We start from the raw sequence: 19,202 nt of genomic DNA, 5'->3' as shown, positions 1-19,202 counted from the left end.
CAAAGAGTAACAGGCTTATTAAGGCCAATTACTCTTCCATTGATAACCAAACAATTTTATATTATAGATTAAAGTGGGTATTCTTCGAAAGCATATAGTACCGTAGACAGGTATCTTTCTCCTGTGTCGGGTAATATAGCTACAATGTTTTTCCCTTTATTCTCGGATTTTTTGGCCAGTTGAAGAGCTGCAAAGACAGCTGCTCCGGATGATATACCCACCAGCAGACCTTCTTCACGAGCCAGTTCTCGACTTGCTCTGATGGCATCGTCATTACTCACTTGGACTACTTCATCAACCACAGATGCATCATAAGTTTTTGGGATAAATCCAGCTCCGATTCCCTGTATTTTATGCGGCCCGGGTTTGCCTCCTGATAATACCGGAGAGTCACTTGGTTCAACAGCCACAATCTTTACATCCGGGTTATATTTTTTCAGAACTTCACCGACACCACTGACAGTTCCCCCCGTTCCTACACCGGATACAAATATATCTACTTTGCCATCTGTATCGCGCCAGATTTCCTCTGCGGTTGTTTTTCTATGTATTGCGGGATTAGCAGGATTGGCAAACTGTTGCAATAATACAGCTTTAGGGTTCTCTCTTTGAAGTTCTTCGGCTTTGGCTATTGCTCCTTTCATACCATCGGGTCCCGGAGTGAGCACTATATTTGCCCCCAGAGCTTTCAACAGATTACGGCGTTCGATACTCATGGTTTCGGGCATGGTAAGGGTTAATTTATATCCCTTTGCTGCTGCTACAAAAGCCAGTCCTATACCGGTATTCCCGCTGGTAGGCTCAATAAGTTCACTATCAGGTTTTAATATACCCGACGCTTCAGCATCCTCAATCATTGCGTTTGCAATACGGTCTTTTACACTCGATGCCGGATTGAAATATTCCAGTTTGGCAATCAGGTGGGCATCGATCCCGTGCTTCTTATTAAAATTGGATAGTTCCAGTAAAGGTGTGTTACCTATAAGGTCTGTTAGTTTTTTTGCTATTTTACTCATAACGAATATCTTTTATTTGTTTCAATGATTAATTGTTACAAAGGTACAAGGTTTTAAGGGTTTATGTAATCGCCAAAATAAGGTATTTTTATACCATAAACATGGTATATTGGTGTTTTTGGAATGATTGAGGACTGCTGATCTGGTAGGTATGATAAGAAAAAAATATTCCGAAATCCTGTTATCATGATTATTAATGGGCTATGAGCGAATGATAATCTTAACCCTTATTACAGGTCAAAAGATAAATATTCATCAACGATAAAATTGGATAATACAGAGCTTGCCAATTCATCGGGAATTATCATCAAAGTTGTGGAAAGGACTTCAGCATCAATTGCGTTTACTGCTTTTACAGATACAATTTTTCGCGCTTCTGTATATGTCCCTGTATGAGGATCGAGGATATGTTTTGTATGACTGGGCATGTTTCCGGATGTAGACAAGGTGTTGTCAACAAGTTCTACTATTCCGAGTGTATTTTCGGGATTATAAGGGTCTTCTATTCCGATAGGCCAATAGTCGCCATGAGGATGGGAACCTAATGCAAGGACGGAACTATTCCCGAAATTGATCAGGGCACAACTGACATACTGATCATGTAATATATTGCGGATTTTCTCCAGTGCATAGCCTTTGGCATATGCCCCCAGATCCAATTGAATTTGCTCATCTTTAAAATAGACGGTTCGTTTTTTCGCATCCAGTATTACCTGATTATAATCCTTGAGGCTGATATCAAAGTAACCGGAAGTCATGTTGAAATATTGTTTACAGTCTATTAATACGGTCCACAGTTCATTACTCACAGCAACAGGAGATTGAGCAGCCTTCTGATTTACAGTAAATAACTCACTCCTTTCATCGAACTTATTAAATAGCAGCGATAACCGTGAAATCTCTTCTTCAATCCTTTCCCAGCAGATCATCGATGTGTTTTTATTGGGCTCCACGATTATAACATCCAGTCTGGTGCCCATCGCGTGCATTAACGATCCGTGAAACAGGTTAGATGATTCGTAGAATTCCGAGTATGAGTTTGAAGTATCCATTGTTATCAGCTTATTGAACTAACTAAAAGTAATAAAAAGATTTAAAAGTATAAAATAATAAAAGAGGAATGAATCAGCGATTCTAACTTCCTCTTTTATCAATCTATATATCAAATAATTAACCTATGTAACCGAAATCGCCGATGTTTATGTTTATTCCCAACCCGGATTTTGTGTTAAACTCGGATTCAAAGTAATTTCCTGTTGCGGTATTGGCCATAGATAATACTGATCGCCGAATCCTTTTACTCGAATAGCGCCGCCGCCTCTAATTGCTTTCATTTCGAACTTGTCTACCAATTCTTTGGCAATCCCCCATCTGCGAATATCTGAATAGCGTTGCCCTTCAACACAAAGCTCTATTTTTCTTTCATGGCGTATTCTTTCTCGCATCTGGTCTTTAGTCAGGCCTGTAGGCAGATCAGGCATACCTGCCCTGTCACGAATATCGTTTACAGCTTTATAAACAGATTGGTCAGGGGATGCTAATGCTTCATTCTGTGCTTCAGCATACATCAACATGATGTCAGCTAAGCGGATAAGAGGTATATTTTGTGGGACATTATATAAATCTGTAAGATATCGTGTTCCCGGTTCGACAAATTTACGCCAGGCATAGTTATTAGGGAAAACCATTGTATAGCTATCCGCGTCACTGGTTTCAGGAAACCTATAAATATATGTACTATTATTTAAACCAACATATGTTGACCAGGGTACTACTATCGACTGCTGTAAACGGGGATCTCTGTTTTCATATAATTTTCTGACAGAAGCCTCATCATTCCAGTCTTCTTCATTATTAGGGTTGAATGGTTCTCCTTTCGCATTAGTAAAATTATTAAAATCAAAAGGAGTACCATCGATCATTTCATATGAATTCACTAATTCATTTGTTGGACGTGACCGTTGTCCGGGAGATGGAGACGCTTTTGCGCTCGCTATCCACCATCTGCCTGTAGGTATTCCATGTCCGGCTTCCGTTGTATATTGAACATCCAAAATAACTTCACTGTTATTATTTCCATCCACATGAAAGAGAGTTTCGTAGTCATCAACTAGTTTTCTGTCGCTTTTTTCCATCAGTTCTTTAAAATCCGCAGCAGCTTTTGCATATTCTTTTGCCCAGAGATGAGCTTTACCCCGCATTGCCAGTGCAGCCCATTTAGTCGCCCGTCCAACATCGGTACTTTCATATTTTTCAGGTAACAGAGCATATGCGTCAGTCATATCCTGTACTATAAATTCATATACTTCCCTCTCTGTATTACGGGGTTTGTATGCTTCATCCGGATTCATCGCGTAATCATAAATAGGAACGCCTCCATATAAATCCCATAACTTAAAGTAGAAATAACTTCTGAAAAATTTGGCTTCACCTATACAGCGGTTTTTGATGTCATTATCCATCGCTATATCAGGTATATATTTAAGGCCTGTATTTGCACGGTAAATACCTTTATATAATATTCCCCAATAATTTAAAAACATTACATTATTTGGAGCAATTGTCCCGGTTACCATTGGGATATTTAGCGAATGGTAAGAAATATCCGTAAAATCATCGAGCATTCCGTATTCCATTATACCTATAAAGACGGCGGGATTTGTTATTCCTGCACCATTACCACTCGTATATTCACGGTTAGAATGATATAAGGTATTAATACCCAATATGGCGTTTTCCTGAGTTGTCCAGAAATCTCCTCCAGATAATCCTGATAGTGAGTTCCGATCGAGAAAACTATCACTGCAAGAAGATAGAAGACAAACAGATAGTAAAATTAATATTATTTTGTTTTTCATATCTCTTTTATTTAAAATGTTAGATTTAAACCAATAACCCATTGTTTCATAATAGGATAAGCCATACTTGTATTTTCCGGATTATATCCTTTGAAGCCGGTGATTGTAAAGTAATTTTCCAGATTGGTATACAATCTTAACCTTTCGACCTGAAACTTTGATGTTAACTTTTTAGGTAAAGTATATCCCAGTTGTATCGATTTTATCCTGAAGTAAGATGTATTATATAACCAGTAATCACTTGCAGAAACATTTAGAGATCCTCCTTCCGATAGGCGTGGATACTTAGTCGACTTGTTTTCTGGGGTCCAGTGTTCCAAAACATTAGTTCTCATTAATTGACCTTCATTAATATTAAAGGTATTATATCCATCGTTCCAATATCCTTTCGAACCGCTTACGCCTTGCCCTACTATATTTATATCAAAATCTTTATATGCCAGATTGATATTTATCCCATAAGTGAGTTTGGGAAGAGTCGTGTAATCTCTGGCAACTCGATCATTCAGATCAAAAATCTTATCCCCGTTTGAATCTTTATATAGCATATCACCCGGTAATGGCTTATTTCCTAGATTGGCACTCCAGGTATAGCCGTCTGCCACTAGTTGGTCTATTTCAGCCTGATCTTGGATAATATGGTCGAACTCGAGAAGATAGAATGCTCCATAAGGGCTTCCTTCTTGTATGACTGTCGCTCCGTTATCTGTTACCTCGCCGTATTTCACCACTTTGTTGCTGATTGTCGATAAGTTTCCGCTGATACTATATGAAAAGTCTTTTCCGGCATTTCCATGATAGGTTACCTGTAATTCAATACCATTATTCCTCATCTCAGCAATATTTTGCCAGAAAGGGTTGAACTTTCCCAATACATATGGTACAGGAATTTGTACCAATATATCGTTGGTTGTTTTATTATAATATTCAGCGCTTAATGTTAATCTGTTCTTCAGAAGGACCAGATCTAACCCAATATTGGTCATGGTGGTAGTCTCCCATTTTACCTTATCATTAGCCAGTTCGGTAGGAGCAACGCCTTGTTGAACTTTTCCTCCAAAAGGATATTTTAGAGAATTATATATTACCTGATAAGTATAATCTCCAATCCTGTTGTTACCAAGTTTACCCCACGATCCCCTTATTTTAATATCATCAAAAACAGTTTTCAATGATTCAGCAAAGGATTCTTCGGTGACTCTCCATCCTGCTGAAAATGAAGGGAAAAAGCCCCATCTGTTATCTTTTGCAAATCTGGAAGATCCATCGTAACGGGCATTGGCTTCGAATAAATATTTGCCTTTATAATCATAGTTGATGCGTCCGAAATAGGATCTGAGGGCATCATCTGTAGCATCACCTGTTATACTTTTCATCTCTACACCGGCATTCATTATATAAAGGACATCGTTACCCAATATGTCATCCTTAGTAGCATCGAATCTGTCCATACGGTTATATTGCTGGTCGATACCAACCAATGCTGCAAAATTGTGCTCTTTATTCAAAGAATAATTAAACCGTAATAATGTATTCAGAATGGTTGAATAATCTCTCCGGGTACCATTAAACAATTTGTCTTCAGTGAGAGTATTACCACCCTCTTTGGTTTCTGTTTGGAAATTCCATACATCATAAGGCATGGAATACTCCCAGTTACGCCTGTTATCGAAATTGAAACCGAAACTGCTTTCCCACTCCAGATATTTCAGGAATTTTACTTTTTTATAAAACTTTAATCCTAACTTCTGCCTTTCATAATTTCCACGTACATGATCGACATATGCCCGCGGATTGTATCCAGCCGGTAAGCCCGGAAACATTGCCCTTCCATAACGTCCGTCTTCCGATTTTGGGATAGTCCCTGGAGTTGTATCTTTAATCTGTCCAAAAAATTGATTAACATCAATAGGATCCCTGTCCGACCACGAACCGAAAACATGTCCACCCAGTTGTAGCCAGTTATTCACCTTCGAATCGGCACTCAGACGGAAAGAGTATTTTGTATATCCTGAATTATCAATTATACCTTTATTGTTTAAATATCCCAAAGAGAAAGAAAAATTAGCTTTTTCGCTCCCCCCCCTTACCGACAGGTTATGCTCGGTAAGAACAGATGTATTCAGCATTTCGTCATACCAGTCTGTACTGGGATATAATGGGTTACCTGCCGCGGACTCTCTTCTCCATTCTTCAATAAGACTTTTGTCGTATTTATCACTTGTTCTAGGTTTACCAGTAGTAGTAAGAGCTATATTTTCCGCTCCTATATTTACCATCTCCATATGGGTTGCCATATCAGATATAAAATCAAGAGTTTTTGCGGCTTTTTGCCAGCCTATATATCCGTTATAGGTGACGTTTACTCTACCTTCGGTTCCTCTTTTTGTAGTAACAAGAATAACACCATTAGCAGCACGCGACCCATAAATGGCTGAAGATGCCGCATCTTTAAGTATAGATACACTTTCTACATCACTTGGATTTATATCATTCAGAGCTCCCGGTACTCCGTCTACTACCACTAAAGGAGAAGAATCATTCATTGTACCTCTGCCTCGCACCATAATATTAACATCTTCTGCACCCGGTGTTCCCGACAATTGCGAAATGTTCAATCCTGCGCTTAATCCCGTAAGGGCAGAAGACAAACTCATAGTAGGACGGCTCGATAATGCCTCGTCAAATTTAACGGACGAAACAGCACCTGTCATGTTTTGTTTTTTCATGGTACCGTAACCTACAACTACAATGTCGTCCATTATGTGAGAGTTTGATTCTAATTGGATGTCATAGTTGCTTTTCGAATCAATGGAAACTTCTTTTGTGTGGTAGCCGACAAATGTAACGACTATTACAGAACCGGCATTTGCATTCAGGGAAAATTTACCATCAATATCGGTCATTGTAGCATTTGTTGTGCCTTTGACAGTAATGCTGGCACCAATAAGAGGATCTCTCAGTTCGTCTACAACAGTACCCTGTATTCTTTTCTGTTGCATTGGAGTAGTGGATAATGTTTCAGTATTACTACTGTTCAGCGCTTCATCATGCGTGTATGCATATGCAGTAATATTGGATAACCCCAATATTATGGAGCAGGTTAGTGCTCCTAAAATAAGCTTCTTGAAGTTTTTCATATTATTAGATTTTACATTTTACGTTGGTTTATAGCCTTAAACGTTTTTCATTTACAAAAAGACAATTTCACAATATGTTTTGTGAATGGCATTCTCAGTTAATTACCAGATTCCAACCTTAGTTCAGATACCTCATTTTGTTGCATTCATAATTTCAGAGTTTATAGGAGGGTTTAAATACTTAAAAATTTATAAATAGCAGCTGATTATTTATTTTAGTATTTCGATGTACTCTAAAACAAAAATATTGATTCTTTTACCTCTTTAGTAGTCCATTCGAGCTAAAGAATCCTCAAATTCCGTCATTTTGATTTATATGTCTGTTAAAAGTATCTTTATCATTATCATATCTTTATAAAGATCTTCTTTTTATATAATATATTTCCTATTACCCAGTTGAAGCCGACAAATAATAGCGCATAGACAAGCGAACCGAAGTAATTGCCACAATATGGCTGTATACATGCCTGATATATGAAGTCCCTGATACTGATAGCATCTCCATTATATATAAACGAGATGTTCACTAACAGAATGGAGACTACGCCTGCCATTACGTATATAAATAAGGGATTTACTCCGAATGATTCGAAAAAGACACTCCATTTTTTATATCCCTTGATATCTATGATCCATATCAGTAGAGCCAGCAGTGTGGAGGCCATCCCGCAAGTAGCCAGAACAAAAGTAGGAGTCCATATTTTTTTGTTTATCGGGCATCCATAGCTCAGAAGGAATCCAAGGAAGGTCATAATTGCACCAGCGATAAACAGATACTGTATCCGTTCATTGTTATCTTTTGTTGCCAACAAAACCTTTCCGCACCAGAAACCAATTAATACATGAGCGATAGCCGGTATTGTACTTAGTAATCCTTCCGGGTCTATGGCCATTCCGCTATCCTTATACATATGCTTTGTTCCCAATATGGCTCTGTCGAGGGTAGAGACGATATTGTTTTCGCTGAATTCGAATCCGTTTCCGAAAAAGAGTAACAGGAAATAGCCGATCAATGCAGTTACAATGATATAGGGAATATATTTGTGCTTTACAAGAATTGCAATCAAGGCTGTAGCACCATATGTAATGGCCAGTCTTTGCATTACTCCTAATATGCGGATATATTCGAAATTTGTAATGGCTTTAATGAAACGTTCCCCAAAGCCCATTTCTTCCGCTGATAAGTTATGGAAAGTACGAAAAGATAATGATAACCAGTTTAATCCCAATCCGATGAGGAAAATAACCACTGTCCTTTTCAATATTTTGAACAATGTTGGTTTATTACATTCAAAGTTGAATTTGCGAAGCGATATGAATGTTGATATCCCCATGATGAACATAAAGAAGGGAAACACCAGATCTGTCGGAGTTAGCCCGTCCCATGCGGCATGGCTTAATGGCTGATATCTCCACGAGCCGGCATTGTTTACCAATATCATTCCGGCAATAGTTAATCCCCGTAATACGTCAAGGGATAGTAGTCTGTTGTTCGTTTTCTGAATCATGGTATTATTTTTTGTTTGTTATATAAATACTTTTCCGGAAAAATTTATACTTTTCTGTTATACTATTCCCCAACAACATAAGACCGCCCCGGAGTAATTATGTATTTGCCCTTTCCTCCTTTGAAGAAAATAGTGTTCTTTCCGGCTTCTACTTTAAAATTTCGATCTGTATTGGTTTCCATATTCCGTATATTCCAAAATCCGGGTTTTAGATCGGTGATAAGTATTTGAATTTCAGTGTTTCTATCTATGTTTAGAGAAAATGAATCCTGTATTTGTCCGTACCCGGCACTCATGCACACTATGCGGTCTTGAAGGGAAATAACATATTTATTGTCTGTTTCGTAGAAATCAACAGGTAATGGTTCTGTTCCGTCGGCAGTCATCTGGAATACAGTAAGGAAGCGATTATGCTTTTTATTCTTTTTAGGATATGCCACTACCTGATAGGCATTTGCTTCGGGAGTCGGATATTTAATCTGATATTGAAGCCCTAAAACACTTGTAGAGTCCTTCAGGCTGGAAATTTCGATTTGTCTGTCTTCGGGTCGCGGAAGCAACATATTCATATGTGTTTTACCTACCTGGCCACCACTGCTATTATGTAAAACAACATTCTGATCAGAAAAAGAAGGTTGATTGAATGTATTTATCTTCCAGTATTTTTCGAAATCATTTTTCGATGTGATAAGATCATCCGCCAGTATGATCGCCGCCGGAATATCTTCCCTATTCAGGTTAAGGAAGCAGAAACTGCGTGTGTAATTACTTGTTTTACTGTAATAAGCGGCTGTAAGATCGGCTTTGAAATAACTGTATGATGGTTTTAAAGTATTCGCCTCGAAATCGGCGGAGATCACGGTTCCGTAATCGAACCAGGGATCGTTCATCGCTTCTTCCGGTGTCTTTGGATTCCTCTGGTTAAATCTGCTTCCGCCATCATTGATATTTGTCCTGTGCGCCAGTTTTTCGTCCGGATCTTTTACCAGTATTGTATTGTGAGCTACCGATCTTTTATAAAAATTGAAATCGTAAGGGGTTCCGTAAGCCCTGTATATGCCGACATTAAATACCTGTTCTCCATGAAAATAGATTTGAAAAGAGCCTGCATCGCAATGCTGATGGTTTCCGAAATGATATCCTCCACCTCGTATTTCTGCCGCTACATCGTTGCTTCCTTCTTCCATATTCCAGCCTGTCCTTGCGGATAATCCACCTAAGATATTTCCATAATCTATAGATAGTGGTAAAGTATTGAGGTCTGGATTCGTTTTCAGATCGGGATTATTTACCAATAGGAAAAGAATCGGATTATCTTTTGCTCTGCTTAATCCGCCACGTCGTTCAAATTCTCCTTTGAGTACAGCATCATCAGCATATGCATAATCTAACAGCAATGTTTCAGGATAGGAGACATGGGTTTTTGAGAATTTATCTCCGTCCGAAAAACGTTTGCCGTCAGGCAGTTGCATATATATCCAATATTTGCTCAGGCTTGTGATATTATCGTTGAATATGCGTACTCCTGTCATCCTGTAAAACATCCATGCCGCATGCATTTCCCAACCGTGCCTGTATGCTCCGTAGTCGAATCCCTGGTTATGCCGTGGCGACTGGTATTCAAAAGCTCTCATCGGCAACAGGTGCTCAAGCAGCAGATATGATGTATAACGATATGGCTGAGGGTCTATGTCATAAATAGCGATGCTCATAGCCAACAGATCCCTGTTAACTTGAGCTTCACTGGCATGCCCGTTGACCACATGCTCCTTGAATGGAGGCCATCCTATTTCCATTTCGGGAGCAAGGCGCATCATGTGATTATAAAGTGTATGCCTGTCATTTTCACTCAACAGGTTGTAGCACCAGTCATAAGTGATTGCTGCGGTATAAATAGATTGTCCCAGTTCCCTGGTAATGTCTCCATGTCTTACATTCCCGAATTCGAGAACGGACAAATAATTCAGCATCAGATTGACAACTTCCTGTCCGACTTTGCGATCATCTGTCATCAGATAATAAAACGCCTTTATAAGAGCAATCTTTTCTATCTCATTGTTGTGAAACATTTCTTTTCGTACATCGAATTCGAAAGGGTAAGGTTGTTTTGCTTTTTTCTGCACTTCCTGCCAGACCGGAAGATTTTCTCCTTTCGTCAACCGTTTTCTTATACTGGGTAGATTATTTTTATTCACCCATAAACTTGGCCTGTCTGAAGGAGGCGTGATGTATGGAATATAGTTAGCAGCTTCGTTTGGTACTGCTATTGGCATATATTCTTCTATACGGATTGATTCGAAAGATATTTTCTCGGGCAACCACATTTTTATTTCTGACTCTGCCTGCAAATCAAATATTCCCAGATCGTGACCTGAGTATTCGTGAAGATTGGAAATTATCCGTCTTGTAATTCGCTGACCATCTATTTTAAGTTTGACCAGACGGGTTTCAACTTTCATTCCAGGGATGACTTTATCTTCTCTGACTACTTCTGCAAATATCCTGTATTTACCAGCAACGGGTAATTTTATTTGGTATGTTATATCCGGATCATTTTCAATTTCATTGCTCGCCCTTTCAGTTATATTATCTTTCAGCGTAACAAGTTTTATTTTAGGTGTTCCTATCTTACCGATTATTTTAGTAGTCTTTTTATTTATATCGGCTTTGTTTGCATATAGAGTGACACTGTATTTTCCATCTGTTAGAATTTCTTTTGCACATACAGATGTTCCAGACAAAAGTAAAATGCCGGTAATGAGAAGTATAAGGTATGATATGTTGTCTTTGTTTTTATTCATAAACAGTTTTTTTAGAAAATAGGGCAATTACAGATTGTCTTTCTCCATCAATTGCAGATATTCTTCTTTAGTCAATTCAGGTTTATAACCTTTTAGGATATTCTCCATTCTATTATCACTTAATAGGTCGATCAGCGTGTTTGTCACGATTTTTGCAGGGATAACTATTGCCGCATTATAATCAGTGACTTCAAAATCGGGAGAATGCAACCCTCCTTTTATCCCTCCCATCATAGGTTGTATAACGGGCATTATATGGGACAGGTCACCCAGATCAGTAGATGCCATAAAGTGCCCTTTGTGGTAAATGCTTTCTTTGGGTAAATATTTTCTTGCATTATCTTCGAACACGTTGTTTAGTGCTTGATTGCAGATAAGAGGCATATATCCGGCTGATGTGCGCACCGACATTTTAGCATTAAAGTTCTCTCCTGCACAATAAAAAGCTTTATCGAACCTTTCCGAGAGGTTATCTATCGACTCTATCGAAGAAGACCGGACATAACCCTGCAGACTGGTTTCGGATGGAACACTATTCACATTGTCCCCGCCGTTGGTGATTATATAGTGTATCCGGCTATGGTTCTCATCCTGGAAAGTATCCCGTATTGCATTTATATTGTTTATTCCCTGAACCAATGCATGCAGGGCGTTAATCCCTTCGTGGGGAGCAGCGGCCGCATGTGCGGTTTTCCCTTTACATACGACATCTTTTAGTTTGAACCCATTACCTGTATTATATAAATGGATAGAGGCAACTTCGCTGTTTGGCTCGGCATGTAGTAGTATAGCAGCATCTATATCATCGAATAAGCCTAAACGGATAAACTCCTGCTTGCCACTCAAATATTTTATTTTTTCCTCTTTTTGTAGTTGCCGCCTGTATTCGAGTTGGATATATTCTTCGGCCGGAACTGCTATAAATGCAATATTCCCATCCAGTTCATTTGCTACACCAGATTCTTTTAACGCTTTTGCAACAAGCATCAATATCCCTAATTGCAGGTTATGGCCGCAGGTGTGGGTTGCCCCGTCTTTGGGCGATGCTTTCGGACTGTCTTTACATACTACGCCGTCCAGTTCTGCTATAAAAGCTATCGTATATTTATATTGTTTTCCTTTCAGTATTGTTTTCAGACCTGTTATTGCCAGTTCCTCTTTCACATCGTATGAACATTCTTTCAGATATTTGGCCACTATCTCAGACGTCCGGTGTTCCTGAAATCCGAGTTCGGGATGTAGATCGATATCTTTTACAAGACCGATTACCTCTTCTGAATTCAGGTCTATGATTTTGTCAACTGTATCTTTAATAGTTCCCATAATGTTATCGTATTAAAGCTATGAGTTGATTTATTGAAATATATATAGCCCATGCCGTTGCTATTCCCAGTATTATATTCAACGGAAGGGAATTTCTGTATTGTCCCATCATCTTCTTATTGTTAGACAATAATAAGATAACCACAGCAACGATAGGAGCTCCGAATATTGTCATCGATTGAGCGAATACGATAAGCTGTATAGGGTTGGAACCGAATATGATAGCGATAATTGTACCGAATACTAATATACCCGACGCAAATACCTTTACCCAGCGGTCGTTGATCGATTTACCCAGATGCAAGGCTTCGCAAAGGAACATTCCACCCAGAGCAGCATTAGACACATAAGATGAAAGAGAGGTTGCAAATAAGCCTATCAGGAAAAGCCATTTGCCGAAAGAACCAAGGAAAGGCTCCAGTTGCAATCCCATATCCACCGCATTTTTAATTGTTATTCCCTGAGGATGAAGAATGGCCGCTGATGTGATAATTATTATAATACCTAACGTGCTCAGAATAAGTATGCCTACTGTAGCATCTCTTAGCCCTTTTTTCAGGTCTTCTACTTTCCAGTTTTTTCCCTGTACCATATACGCCTGTCCTGCTGCTCCGGCTACGCTGAAAGAGGTGGATGCCACGGCTATCCAGAGGGCTTTATTGGAAGGAGCGGTAGGAATGAGGCCTTTAAGCAGATCACCCCCGTCTATTTCTATAAAAAACATATTGCCAACAAAAGCGACTACCATTATCAGGATAAGAAAAATCATGGTTTTTTCCAGTAATGAATAAAAGTTATTGGAAGTCCATATAAAAACAAGGGTGACTGCTAAAAATAAAATAGTCCATATAGGTATATTTCCTCCGAAGAGTTCCATCATTGATATGCCTACGCCAACAGTATTTCCTGTTTGGAATCCTGAACAGCTAAAACATACACTGAGTCCCACAAGTACAGATACTACCCTGCCGTAATTATTCTCTACATTGGTCAATAACGACAACGGCGATACACATCCCATCTTTGCAGCAACTCTTGTCATGCAGATCATAAACAGGCAGGATATAACAACAACCCATAACATAGAGTAGCCTGTCGTTGCCCCGACATTGCTGCATACTGTAATTGTTCCGGGCCCTAGTACAAGAGCAGCGGTTATCAGGCCGGGGCCGAACGATGATAGCAGTTGCTGAAAGAAAGGAGTTTTGGTATTCATTTTGTCTTGTGTTTTATTTTAACCACATAGAAAGATTAGAGCGGACGAAATCGTCGTCATTGAGATGAGGGTATGCATTGTAAACCCTTGATATTTCTTCTTTCTGTCCGTCTGATAATACTTCTTCCGGGTTCAGGCATAAGGTATTGGTCATCAGTCCTTGTCTGAAGAGGACTTCATGCAATCCCGGAATACATCCTGCAAACTTATTCTTGGAATCGAAGAACGCAGCATTCGAATCAGTGATCTGAATGGCACGGGTTAATAAGCTTTGAGGTATATCCTTGCCCGACTCTGTTATGGAATGAATCTCATCCAGAAGTTCAACGGCTTTTTTAGTCCATACACACCAGTGCCCGAGCAAGCCTCCTTTTATCCTTATATTTTTTGTTCCTGTAGAAGTTTCTATCTTATATTCAGACAGCAAATCCGCCACAATATTGTCATCGTTTCCGGTATATAGCGTAATCTCTTTTTCTTTTTCCACATCGCAGATAGCCCTTACCACATCGAAAGTTTTGTATCTGTCGAAAGGAGCTATCTTTATTCCCAGTACATTAGGGATGGCGGCAAATTCTTTCCAGAATTCATAAGGCAGATTGATACCGCCTACCGATGTCTGCATATAGAAGCCGATGATCGGCATTATTTCAGCTACCTGTCTGCAATGTAAGATCAGTTCATCCAAGCTATTCTCTTTTAATGCTGAAAGGCTGACTAAAGCAGCATGATATCCGGTTGACGATGCGAAAGTAGCTTCTTTTAAAGCCTGCTCAGTCTTCCCACAAACACCTGCGATTTTCAATATCTTCTTACCCCGGAATTCCGACCATTTGTCTATTTCTTCGGAAACAAGGCTTAATAATCCCTCAAATAGGCCATGTTCGCGTATTTCGAACTGAGTAGAATGTACTCCGATAGCAATTCCTCCTACGCCACAATCGATGTGGTAACGCACAAGTGCCTTCTGGTATTTTTCGTCCACAGTCCGTAATTTCGTCAAAGCAAGAGGAGTTGCCGGTATTACTGTTCCTTTGCGGAATAGTTGTAATAAATGGCTATCTATATCTGTTATTTTCATGGAAGAGTATTTTAAGTAATAGGTTTTTAGATTATAACTTTATATTTAATGTTAATAGTCGTAAAACTTAATCGTTCTATTATCTTATACTACGCGCAATCGAAGATTGCTTGTGTTCCTTTTGCCCAAAGCCGCAAAAGGAACCAAAAACGCTTTGGCGGCTCGCCCTCCGTGCTACCCGTTACAGATTCATGGGCTAAATTAAAAGATTGTCCTGTCGGACGCTTTTAATTTCACGCCCCTTTCACCTGACGGGTGCCCAGCACTACGGCCTAATGCCACCGGGCAAAGCCACTAGTGCGTCAGCTTCCCGTGCATAGGTTCCTAATAATAGAACCATTATTTATATCTATCATAATAATTTTAACCACAGATTTACATTCTCAATAAAGTAATAAAAAGACCTGTGGTCTTAAAACTTACCGTCACCAACCTCAAAATGAGTCGGAATATTCAGTTCTTTTCCTCCCTGCATAGTCCACTCTGCTTGCATGCGGATCAGTTTTTTTGCCGTTACAGATGGCTTTCCATACAATTTGAAAGACTTTTCAGCATTGTTGAGGTATGACCTGTCTGTTCCAGTACATTTTACAACGACTTTTTTACCCATTATTTCCGCCATCTCTTCAGCCACTTCTTTTACGGATAGAATTTCAGGGCCTGTTATGTTCAGGTAATTAGCCGGAAATGTACACTCACTCAATGACAGCAAGGTATAGTTATTCACATCTCCCTGCCAGGATATATTGAAGTACTCATTATCAGTGATAACAGGTTCGTCGTTCCATATTTTTTTCGCAATGTCGCATAGAACACCATATCGCAGGTCGGTAGAGTAATTTAACCGTAACAGTAGCGCAGGCGTCTTTTGGATAAGGGAATAGTATTCGAATACACGTTCCCTACCAAGGCACGACTGCGAATATTCACCAATTGGTTCGGGACGGTCAGACTCTACTGATCCTCCACTTTCTTTAGACACCAACGGATAAACACAACCTGTTGAAAAAGCTACTATCCTCGACTCTTTGAAATGTTCTACGCAAATCGCGGGGACGAGCACATTCTTCGCCCATGTATAAGGCTCTGCACCTTCTGTTCCAAACTTTCGTCCGGCCATGAAGATCACATTCTCCGTTTTGGGTAGTTTCTGTACTTCTTCCCTGTTGCTCAGGTCGCAGGCTATGGTGGTAATTCCATGACTTTCCAGCAATAATCTGCCTTCTTCGGAAGAAAAGCGGGAAACAGCGTAAAGCTTCTTATCCACATTGGCCATTTCGATAGCTTTTTTCGCCATCAGCGACAGGGATAATCCAATCTTTCCGTTTGCCCCGAGTATGGAAATATCACCTGGTAATTCTTTAAAAAAGTCAATTAGTTTCTTCCAGGGCTGTGATATTAGATCGTTCAGCTCCTGTTCATTTATCGGTGTTCTCATCATAGTACCTTTCTTTTGGATTAAATCCCCCTGCTATTTTTTCGTGACATTGGTTATCCTTACATTCACATTATCTGGATTGTTCTGGACTTCCGTGCCTTTAGGATTTAGTTGGGTAATTTTATTGAAGTGAGCATTGTGTACTGGTGCCAGAAATTCAAGGGCTATATCCGTTTTATAAGAACGTATATCATTCATGTAGATGTTATACATGTTTCCCGGTTTGAAGCCTTCTCCGTATTGCCCGTTACCGTAGATACGTACAACTTTCCGCTTGCCACCTTTTGGCCCGTCACTTATATTGGAACAGTAAATGTTATATATTTTAGGTTGTGACGGCAGAAGTATCATAACATGGTGTATGCCAGATGTTTCTATATTCCTACAGGTAATATCATGTATGTCGCCCCCAAAAGAATAATCGGAGTATCTTACAGGTAATAGAGGGAATACATATTTGTTATTGCTCCATCTTGTTTCGTCGAATGCAGCAAGGATTATAGTATCGTCAGATGTCTCGCCTGTGATATTTTCGATCACTATATCCGATCCTCCCTGAATGATGCTTACTCCGTCCCCGTTCTTGACGGTGGTATGCAGATCTAATTTGTTTACATGACCGTTTTTACATCCGTTGGTCAGTACAATGCCCCAGCTATGAGTTTTACTTACCTTCAGTCCGGATATTTCAAAGCCATCGACAAATGAGAGCAGGATCGTATAATTGCGCCATCCCCAGTAGTCTCCGAGCCATTTCTCTTTCACTCCTGTTTTCGGATTAACCCCTTCATAAAAGTTTTCCGCACCTTCTATTTCCGCACCATTTAATCCGACTATCCTGATATTCTGGGCTGGCAACAATTGTTTCACGTATCCATTTGGATTTTCCGGATCAATATCCAGATTTCCCGAACGAATAATATTGTCGAAAATATTATCGGCCAGCTTTATCTTGCAACCATCCACTATCATCTTTGTATTGGATGGCAGGGCAATAGCTTCGGAAATAAGATAAACTGGATTATCTTTAAATATTATTGTTCCACCATTGCACTCTTTCAGGAAATTGAGCGCATTGGCGATTTTTCCGGATATATTAGCACCTTCAAAATCCTCCGGTTTTACACAGACGGAGCCACGCTCGTTCTCTGTATATTGGGGCTCTGTAGCATGTAAGAATCCAAACTGGAGAGTGAAAATTAAAAGTGCGGATAGTATACGTTTCATTTTACGTCAGTTTTATCTGTTGATTTTTTACGGAATGCGCTGGCAATGAGCCAATATAGTAACCGTAAAAAAAGTACTAGGAAGTAGAACCCTATGCTCAGGCTAAGCACCCATAGTAATTGTGTATATAGTTCTTTCCACTCTGTTTCGAATGAGATGATAGAATAAACGTTTAATAAAAAGGCGAACAGGAAGCATGCTGCGAATATAATAAGTTCGGTCTTTTGCCTTTTTGCTGTTAATTTAAATTTTATATCTTTCATGATCTTCATTTTTATAAGTAAGGTATCACATATTCCTGAGGGAACTCTAATATAGTACGTTCTTCCATTGCTTTATTTCCAAGCAGGGCCAGTACCGATGAATAATATGCTTCTTCTACCAGCATCGGCATAGCTTCGCCTGTGATCACTGATGAACAGAAAGCTGAAACGAGTGCTTTTGAACCATCGTCGATAGCAGCTCCGGTTGTATTTGAACCGTCGTGTGTCTGTATATTATCCAGAATCGGTTCTCCTTTTACATTTGAAGCTGTTTCAGGTACCCAGCTAGGTCCTGCAAACGGAATGCTGTCAAATACTTTATGCTCTATCTGGTTTATAAGTTGCTGAATACCCGGTGCCGGTTTGGGATTTTCCATGTATAGTAATCCCTGGGCGAGTTCAAGAGTCCCTTTATGTCCCAGTACCTGTTCGTCCATACCATAACGCTTGTTGGAAATGATGGATTCGAAAGTCATACGAAGACCATTGGAGTAGTGATAAATTACACTAACACTGTCGTAAACTGTACGGCTATCTTTCCAGAAGATATTGTCTCCGAAGCCGGTGATATAGTCTGGCAAAGATTTATTTACCCATGTACCCATTTGCAACTGGTGTGAAGCAAGTTCGGTCATCAAACCACCCGAATATTCCTTATACAGTCGCCAGTTGATCTGTCTTTCTAATGATGGTTCAGGCACAGGTCTGCGCCAATCGTTGTTCCTGTACCAGAAATTACGCAGGCCAACGATCTGTCCTATGGTTCCGTCATTAATAAGTTCTATCGCTTTCAGATATTTAGGATCGAACAATCGTTGCATTCCTATATAGAGGACTTTGCCTGTTTCTTTGTACGTATCGTACATCTCCCTGCACTGCTCTAATGTACGGGCCATCGATTTCTCACAGAATACATGTTTTCCTGCTCTTAGTCCTGCTATGGAGATTGGAGCATGCATATGTAGCGGAGTAGAAATAAGGATACCGTCTACATTCGGGTCGGCGATAGCATCATTGTAATCTTTATACTGTTTTGCCTTCGGGTAAAATTTAGCAGCATTATCGAGGTGTGGCTGGTAGATATCGCATATGGCGACAACTTCGGCATGAGGTATCTGCAATAGGTGATTAACGTGGTACATACCTCTCGATCCTGTACCTATGAGTGCAAGCCTTGCTTTTCCACCCTGCGCGTCTTTATGGTTGTTTTGGGCGAACATATGTATTAAAGGTAGTGAGGATAACATCAGCCCTCCTCCTGCCGTTCCCATATTTTTCAGGAAATCTCTACGAGACAGATTCTGTGTTTTCATGGTTCTTATTCTTTTATT

The 19,202-nt window shown here is 39.7% G+C and carries 13 protein-coding genes; all 13 read right to left on the bottom strand.

Features of this window, described 5'->3' with window-relative positions; genetic code table 11:
- Nucleotides 1–68: 68 nt before the first annotated feature.
- Nucleotides 69–1,016, bottom strand: a complete 948-nt coding sequence (gene cysK, locus GGR21_RS04000) for a cysteine synthase A (protein WP_183305877.1) — start codon at nucleotides 1,014–1,016, stop codon at nucleotides 69–71.
- Between the two features lie 230 nt (nucleotides 1,017–1,246).
- On the bottom strand, nucleotides 1,247–2,068 hold the full coding sequence (locus GGR21_RS03995) for an FAD:protein FMN transferase (RefSeq protein WP_183305876.1): 822 nt from the start codon (nucleotides 2,066–2,068) through the stop codon (nucleotides 1,247–1,249).
- Nucleotides 2,069–2,221: 153 nt separating this feature from the next.
- On the bottom strand, nucleotides 2,222–3,874 hold the full coding sequence (locus GGR21_RS03990) for a RagB/SusD family nutrient uptake outer membrane protein (protein WP_183305875.1): 1,653 nt from the start codon (nucleotides 3,872–3,874) through the stop codon (nucleotides 2,222–2,224).
- An 11-nt stretch (nucleotides 3,875–3,885) separates the two neighbouring features.
- On the bottom strand, nucleotides 3,886–7,014 hold the full coding sequence (locus tag GGR21_RS03985; RefSeq protein WP_183305874.1) for a SusC/RagA family TonB-linked outer membrane protein: 3,129 nt from the start codon (nucleotides 7,012–7,014) through the stop codon (nucleotides 3,886–3,888).
- A 344-nt stretch (nucleotides 7,015–7,358) separates the two neighbouring features.
- The gene (locus tag GGR21_RS03980; RefSeq protein ID WP_183305873.1) at nucleotides 7,359–8,522 is read right to left on the bottom strand and encodes an acyltransferase family protein; all 1,164 of its coding nucleotides are present in this window, start codon (nucleotides 8,520–8,522) and stop codon (nucleotides 7,359–7,361) included.
- Between the two features lie 62 nt (nucleotides 8,523–8,584).
- Entirely contained in the window at nucleotides 8,585–11,323 is a 2,739-nt protein-coding gene (locus GGR21_RS03975; RefSeq protein WP_183305872.1) for a heparinase II/III domain-containing protein, read from the bottom strand.
- A gap of 27 nt (nucleotides 11,324–11,350) precedes the next feature.
- Nucleotides 11,351–12,646 (bottom strand): amidohydrolase, encoded by a 1,296-nt coding sequence (locus tag GGR21_RS03970; RefSeq protein ID WP_221232903.1) that lies wholly within the window; start codon nucleotides 12,644–12,646, stop codon nucleotides 11,351–11,353.
- A 4-nt stretch (nucleotides 12,647–12,650) separates the two neighbouring features.
- The gene (locus tag GGR21_RS03965; RefSeq protein ID WP_183305871.1) at nucleotides 12,651–13,862 is read right to left on the bottom strand and encodes an Nramp family divalent metal transporter; all 1,212 of its coding nucleotides are present in this window, start codon (nucleotides 13,860–13,862) and stop codon (nucleotides 12,651–12,653) included.
- Nucleotides 13,863–13,875: 13 nt separating this feature from the next.
- Nucleotides 13,876–14,943 (bottom strand): dihydrodipicolinate synthase family protein, encoded by a 1,068-nt coding sequence (locus GGR21_RS03960; RefSeq protein WP_183305870.1) that lies wholly within the window; start codon nucleotides 14,941–14,943, stop codon nucleotides 13,876–13,878.
- A 412-nt stretch (nucleotides 14,944–15,355) separates the two neighbouring features.
- Nucleotides 15,356–16,384, bottom strand: coding sequence for an NAD-dependent epimerase/dehydratase family protein (locus GGR21_RS03955; protein WP_183305869.1), 1,029 nt, complete (start codon nucleotides 16,382–16,384; stop codon nucleotides 15,356–15,358).
- A 30-nt stretch (nucleotides 16,385–16,414) separates the two neighbouring features.
- Complete coding sequence (locus tag GGR21_RS03950; RefSeq protein WP_183305868.1) at nucleotides 16,415–17,608, bottom strand: glycoside hydrolase family protein; 1,194 nt, start codon at nucleotides 17,606–17,608, stop codon at nucleotides 16,415–16,417.
- Nucleotides 17,605–17,871, bottom strand: a complete 267-nt coding sequence (locus GGR21_RS03945; protein WP_183305867.1) for a hypothetical protein — start codon at nucleotides 17,869–17,871, stop codon at nucleotides 17,605–17,607. Before GGR21_RS03945 ends, GGR21_RS03950 begins: the two co-directional genes overlap by 4 nt.
- 11 nt (nucleotides 17,872–17,882) lie before the next feature.
- The gene (locus GGR21_RS03940) at nucleotides 17,883–19,184 is read right to left on the bottom strand and encodes a Gfo/Idh/MocA family protein (protein WP_183305866.1); all 1,302 of its coding nucleotides are present in this window, start codon (nucleotides 19,182–19,184) and stop codon (nucleotides 17,883–17,885) included.
- Nucleotides 19,185–19,202 lie beyond the last annotated feature (18 nt).

The sequence above is a fragment of the Dysgonomonas hofstadii genome (assembly GCF_014196915.1).
GTDB classification, from domain to species: domain Bacteria; phylum Bacteroidota; class Bacteroidia; order Bacteroidales; family Dysgonomonadaceae; genus Dysgonomonas; species Dysgonomonas hofstadii.
Note: the sequence above shows the minus strand (reverse complement) of the source record. Positions and strands in the feature narration are given on the sequence as shown.

Coding starts and splice junctions, on each gene's coding strand:
- GGR21_RS03980 (WP_183305873.1), bottom strand. CDS start 8,522: ATGATTCAGAAAACGAACAACAGACTACTATCCCTTGACGTATTACGG.
- GGR21_RS03970 (WP_221232903.1), bottom strand. CDS start 12,646: ATGGGAACTATTAAAGATACAGTTGACAAAATCATAGACCTGAATTCA.
- GGR21_RS03950 (WP_183305868.1), bottom strand. CDS start 17,608: ATGAAACGTATACTATCCGCACTTTTAATTTTCACTCTCCAGTTTGGA.
- GGR21_RS03940 (WP_183305866.1), bottom strand. CDS start 19,184: ATGAAAACACAGAATCTGTCTCGTAGAGATTTCCTGAAAAATATGGGA.
- GGR21_RS03990 (WP_183305875.1), bottom strand. CDS start 3,874: ATGAAAAACAAAATAATATTAATTTTACTATCTGTTTGTCTTCTATCT.
- GGR21_RS03995 (WP_183305876.1), bottom strand. CDS start 2,068: ATGGATACTTCAAACTCATACTCGGAATTCTACGAATCATCTAACCTG.
- GGR21_RS03985 (WP_183305874.1), bottom strand. CDS start 7,014: ATGAAAAACTTCAAGAAGCTTATTTTAGGAGCACTAACCTGCTCCATA.
- GGR21_RS03965 (WP_183305871.1), bottom strand. CDS start 13,862: ATGAATACCAAAACTCCTTTCTTTCAGCAACTGCTATCATCGTTCGGC.
- GGR21_RS03975 (WP_183305872.1), bottom strand. CDS start 11,323: ATGAATAAAAACAAAGACAACATATCATACCTTATACTTCTCATTACC.
- GGR21_RS03960 (WP_183305870.1), bottom strand. CDS start 14,943: ATGAAAATAACAGATATAGATAGCCATTTATTACAACTATTCCGCAAA.
- GGR21_RS03955 (WP_183305869.1), bottom strand. CDS start 16,384: ATGATGAGAACACCGATAAATGAACAGGAGCTGAACGATCTAATATCA.
- cysK (WP_183305877.1), bottom strand. CDS start 1,016: ATGAGTAAAATAGCAAAAAAACTAACAGACCTTATAGGTAACACACCT.
- GGR21_RS03945 (WP_183305867.1), bottom strand. CDS start 17,871: ATGAAAGATATAAAATTTAAATTAACAGCAAAAAGGCAAAAGACCGAA.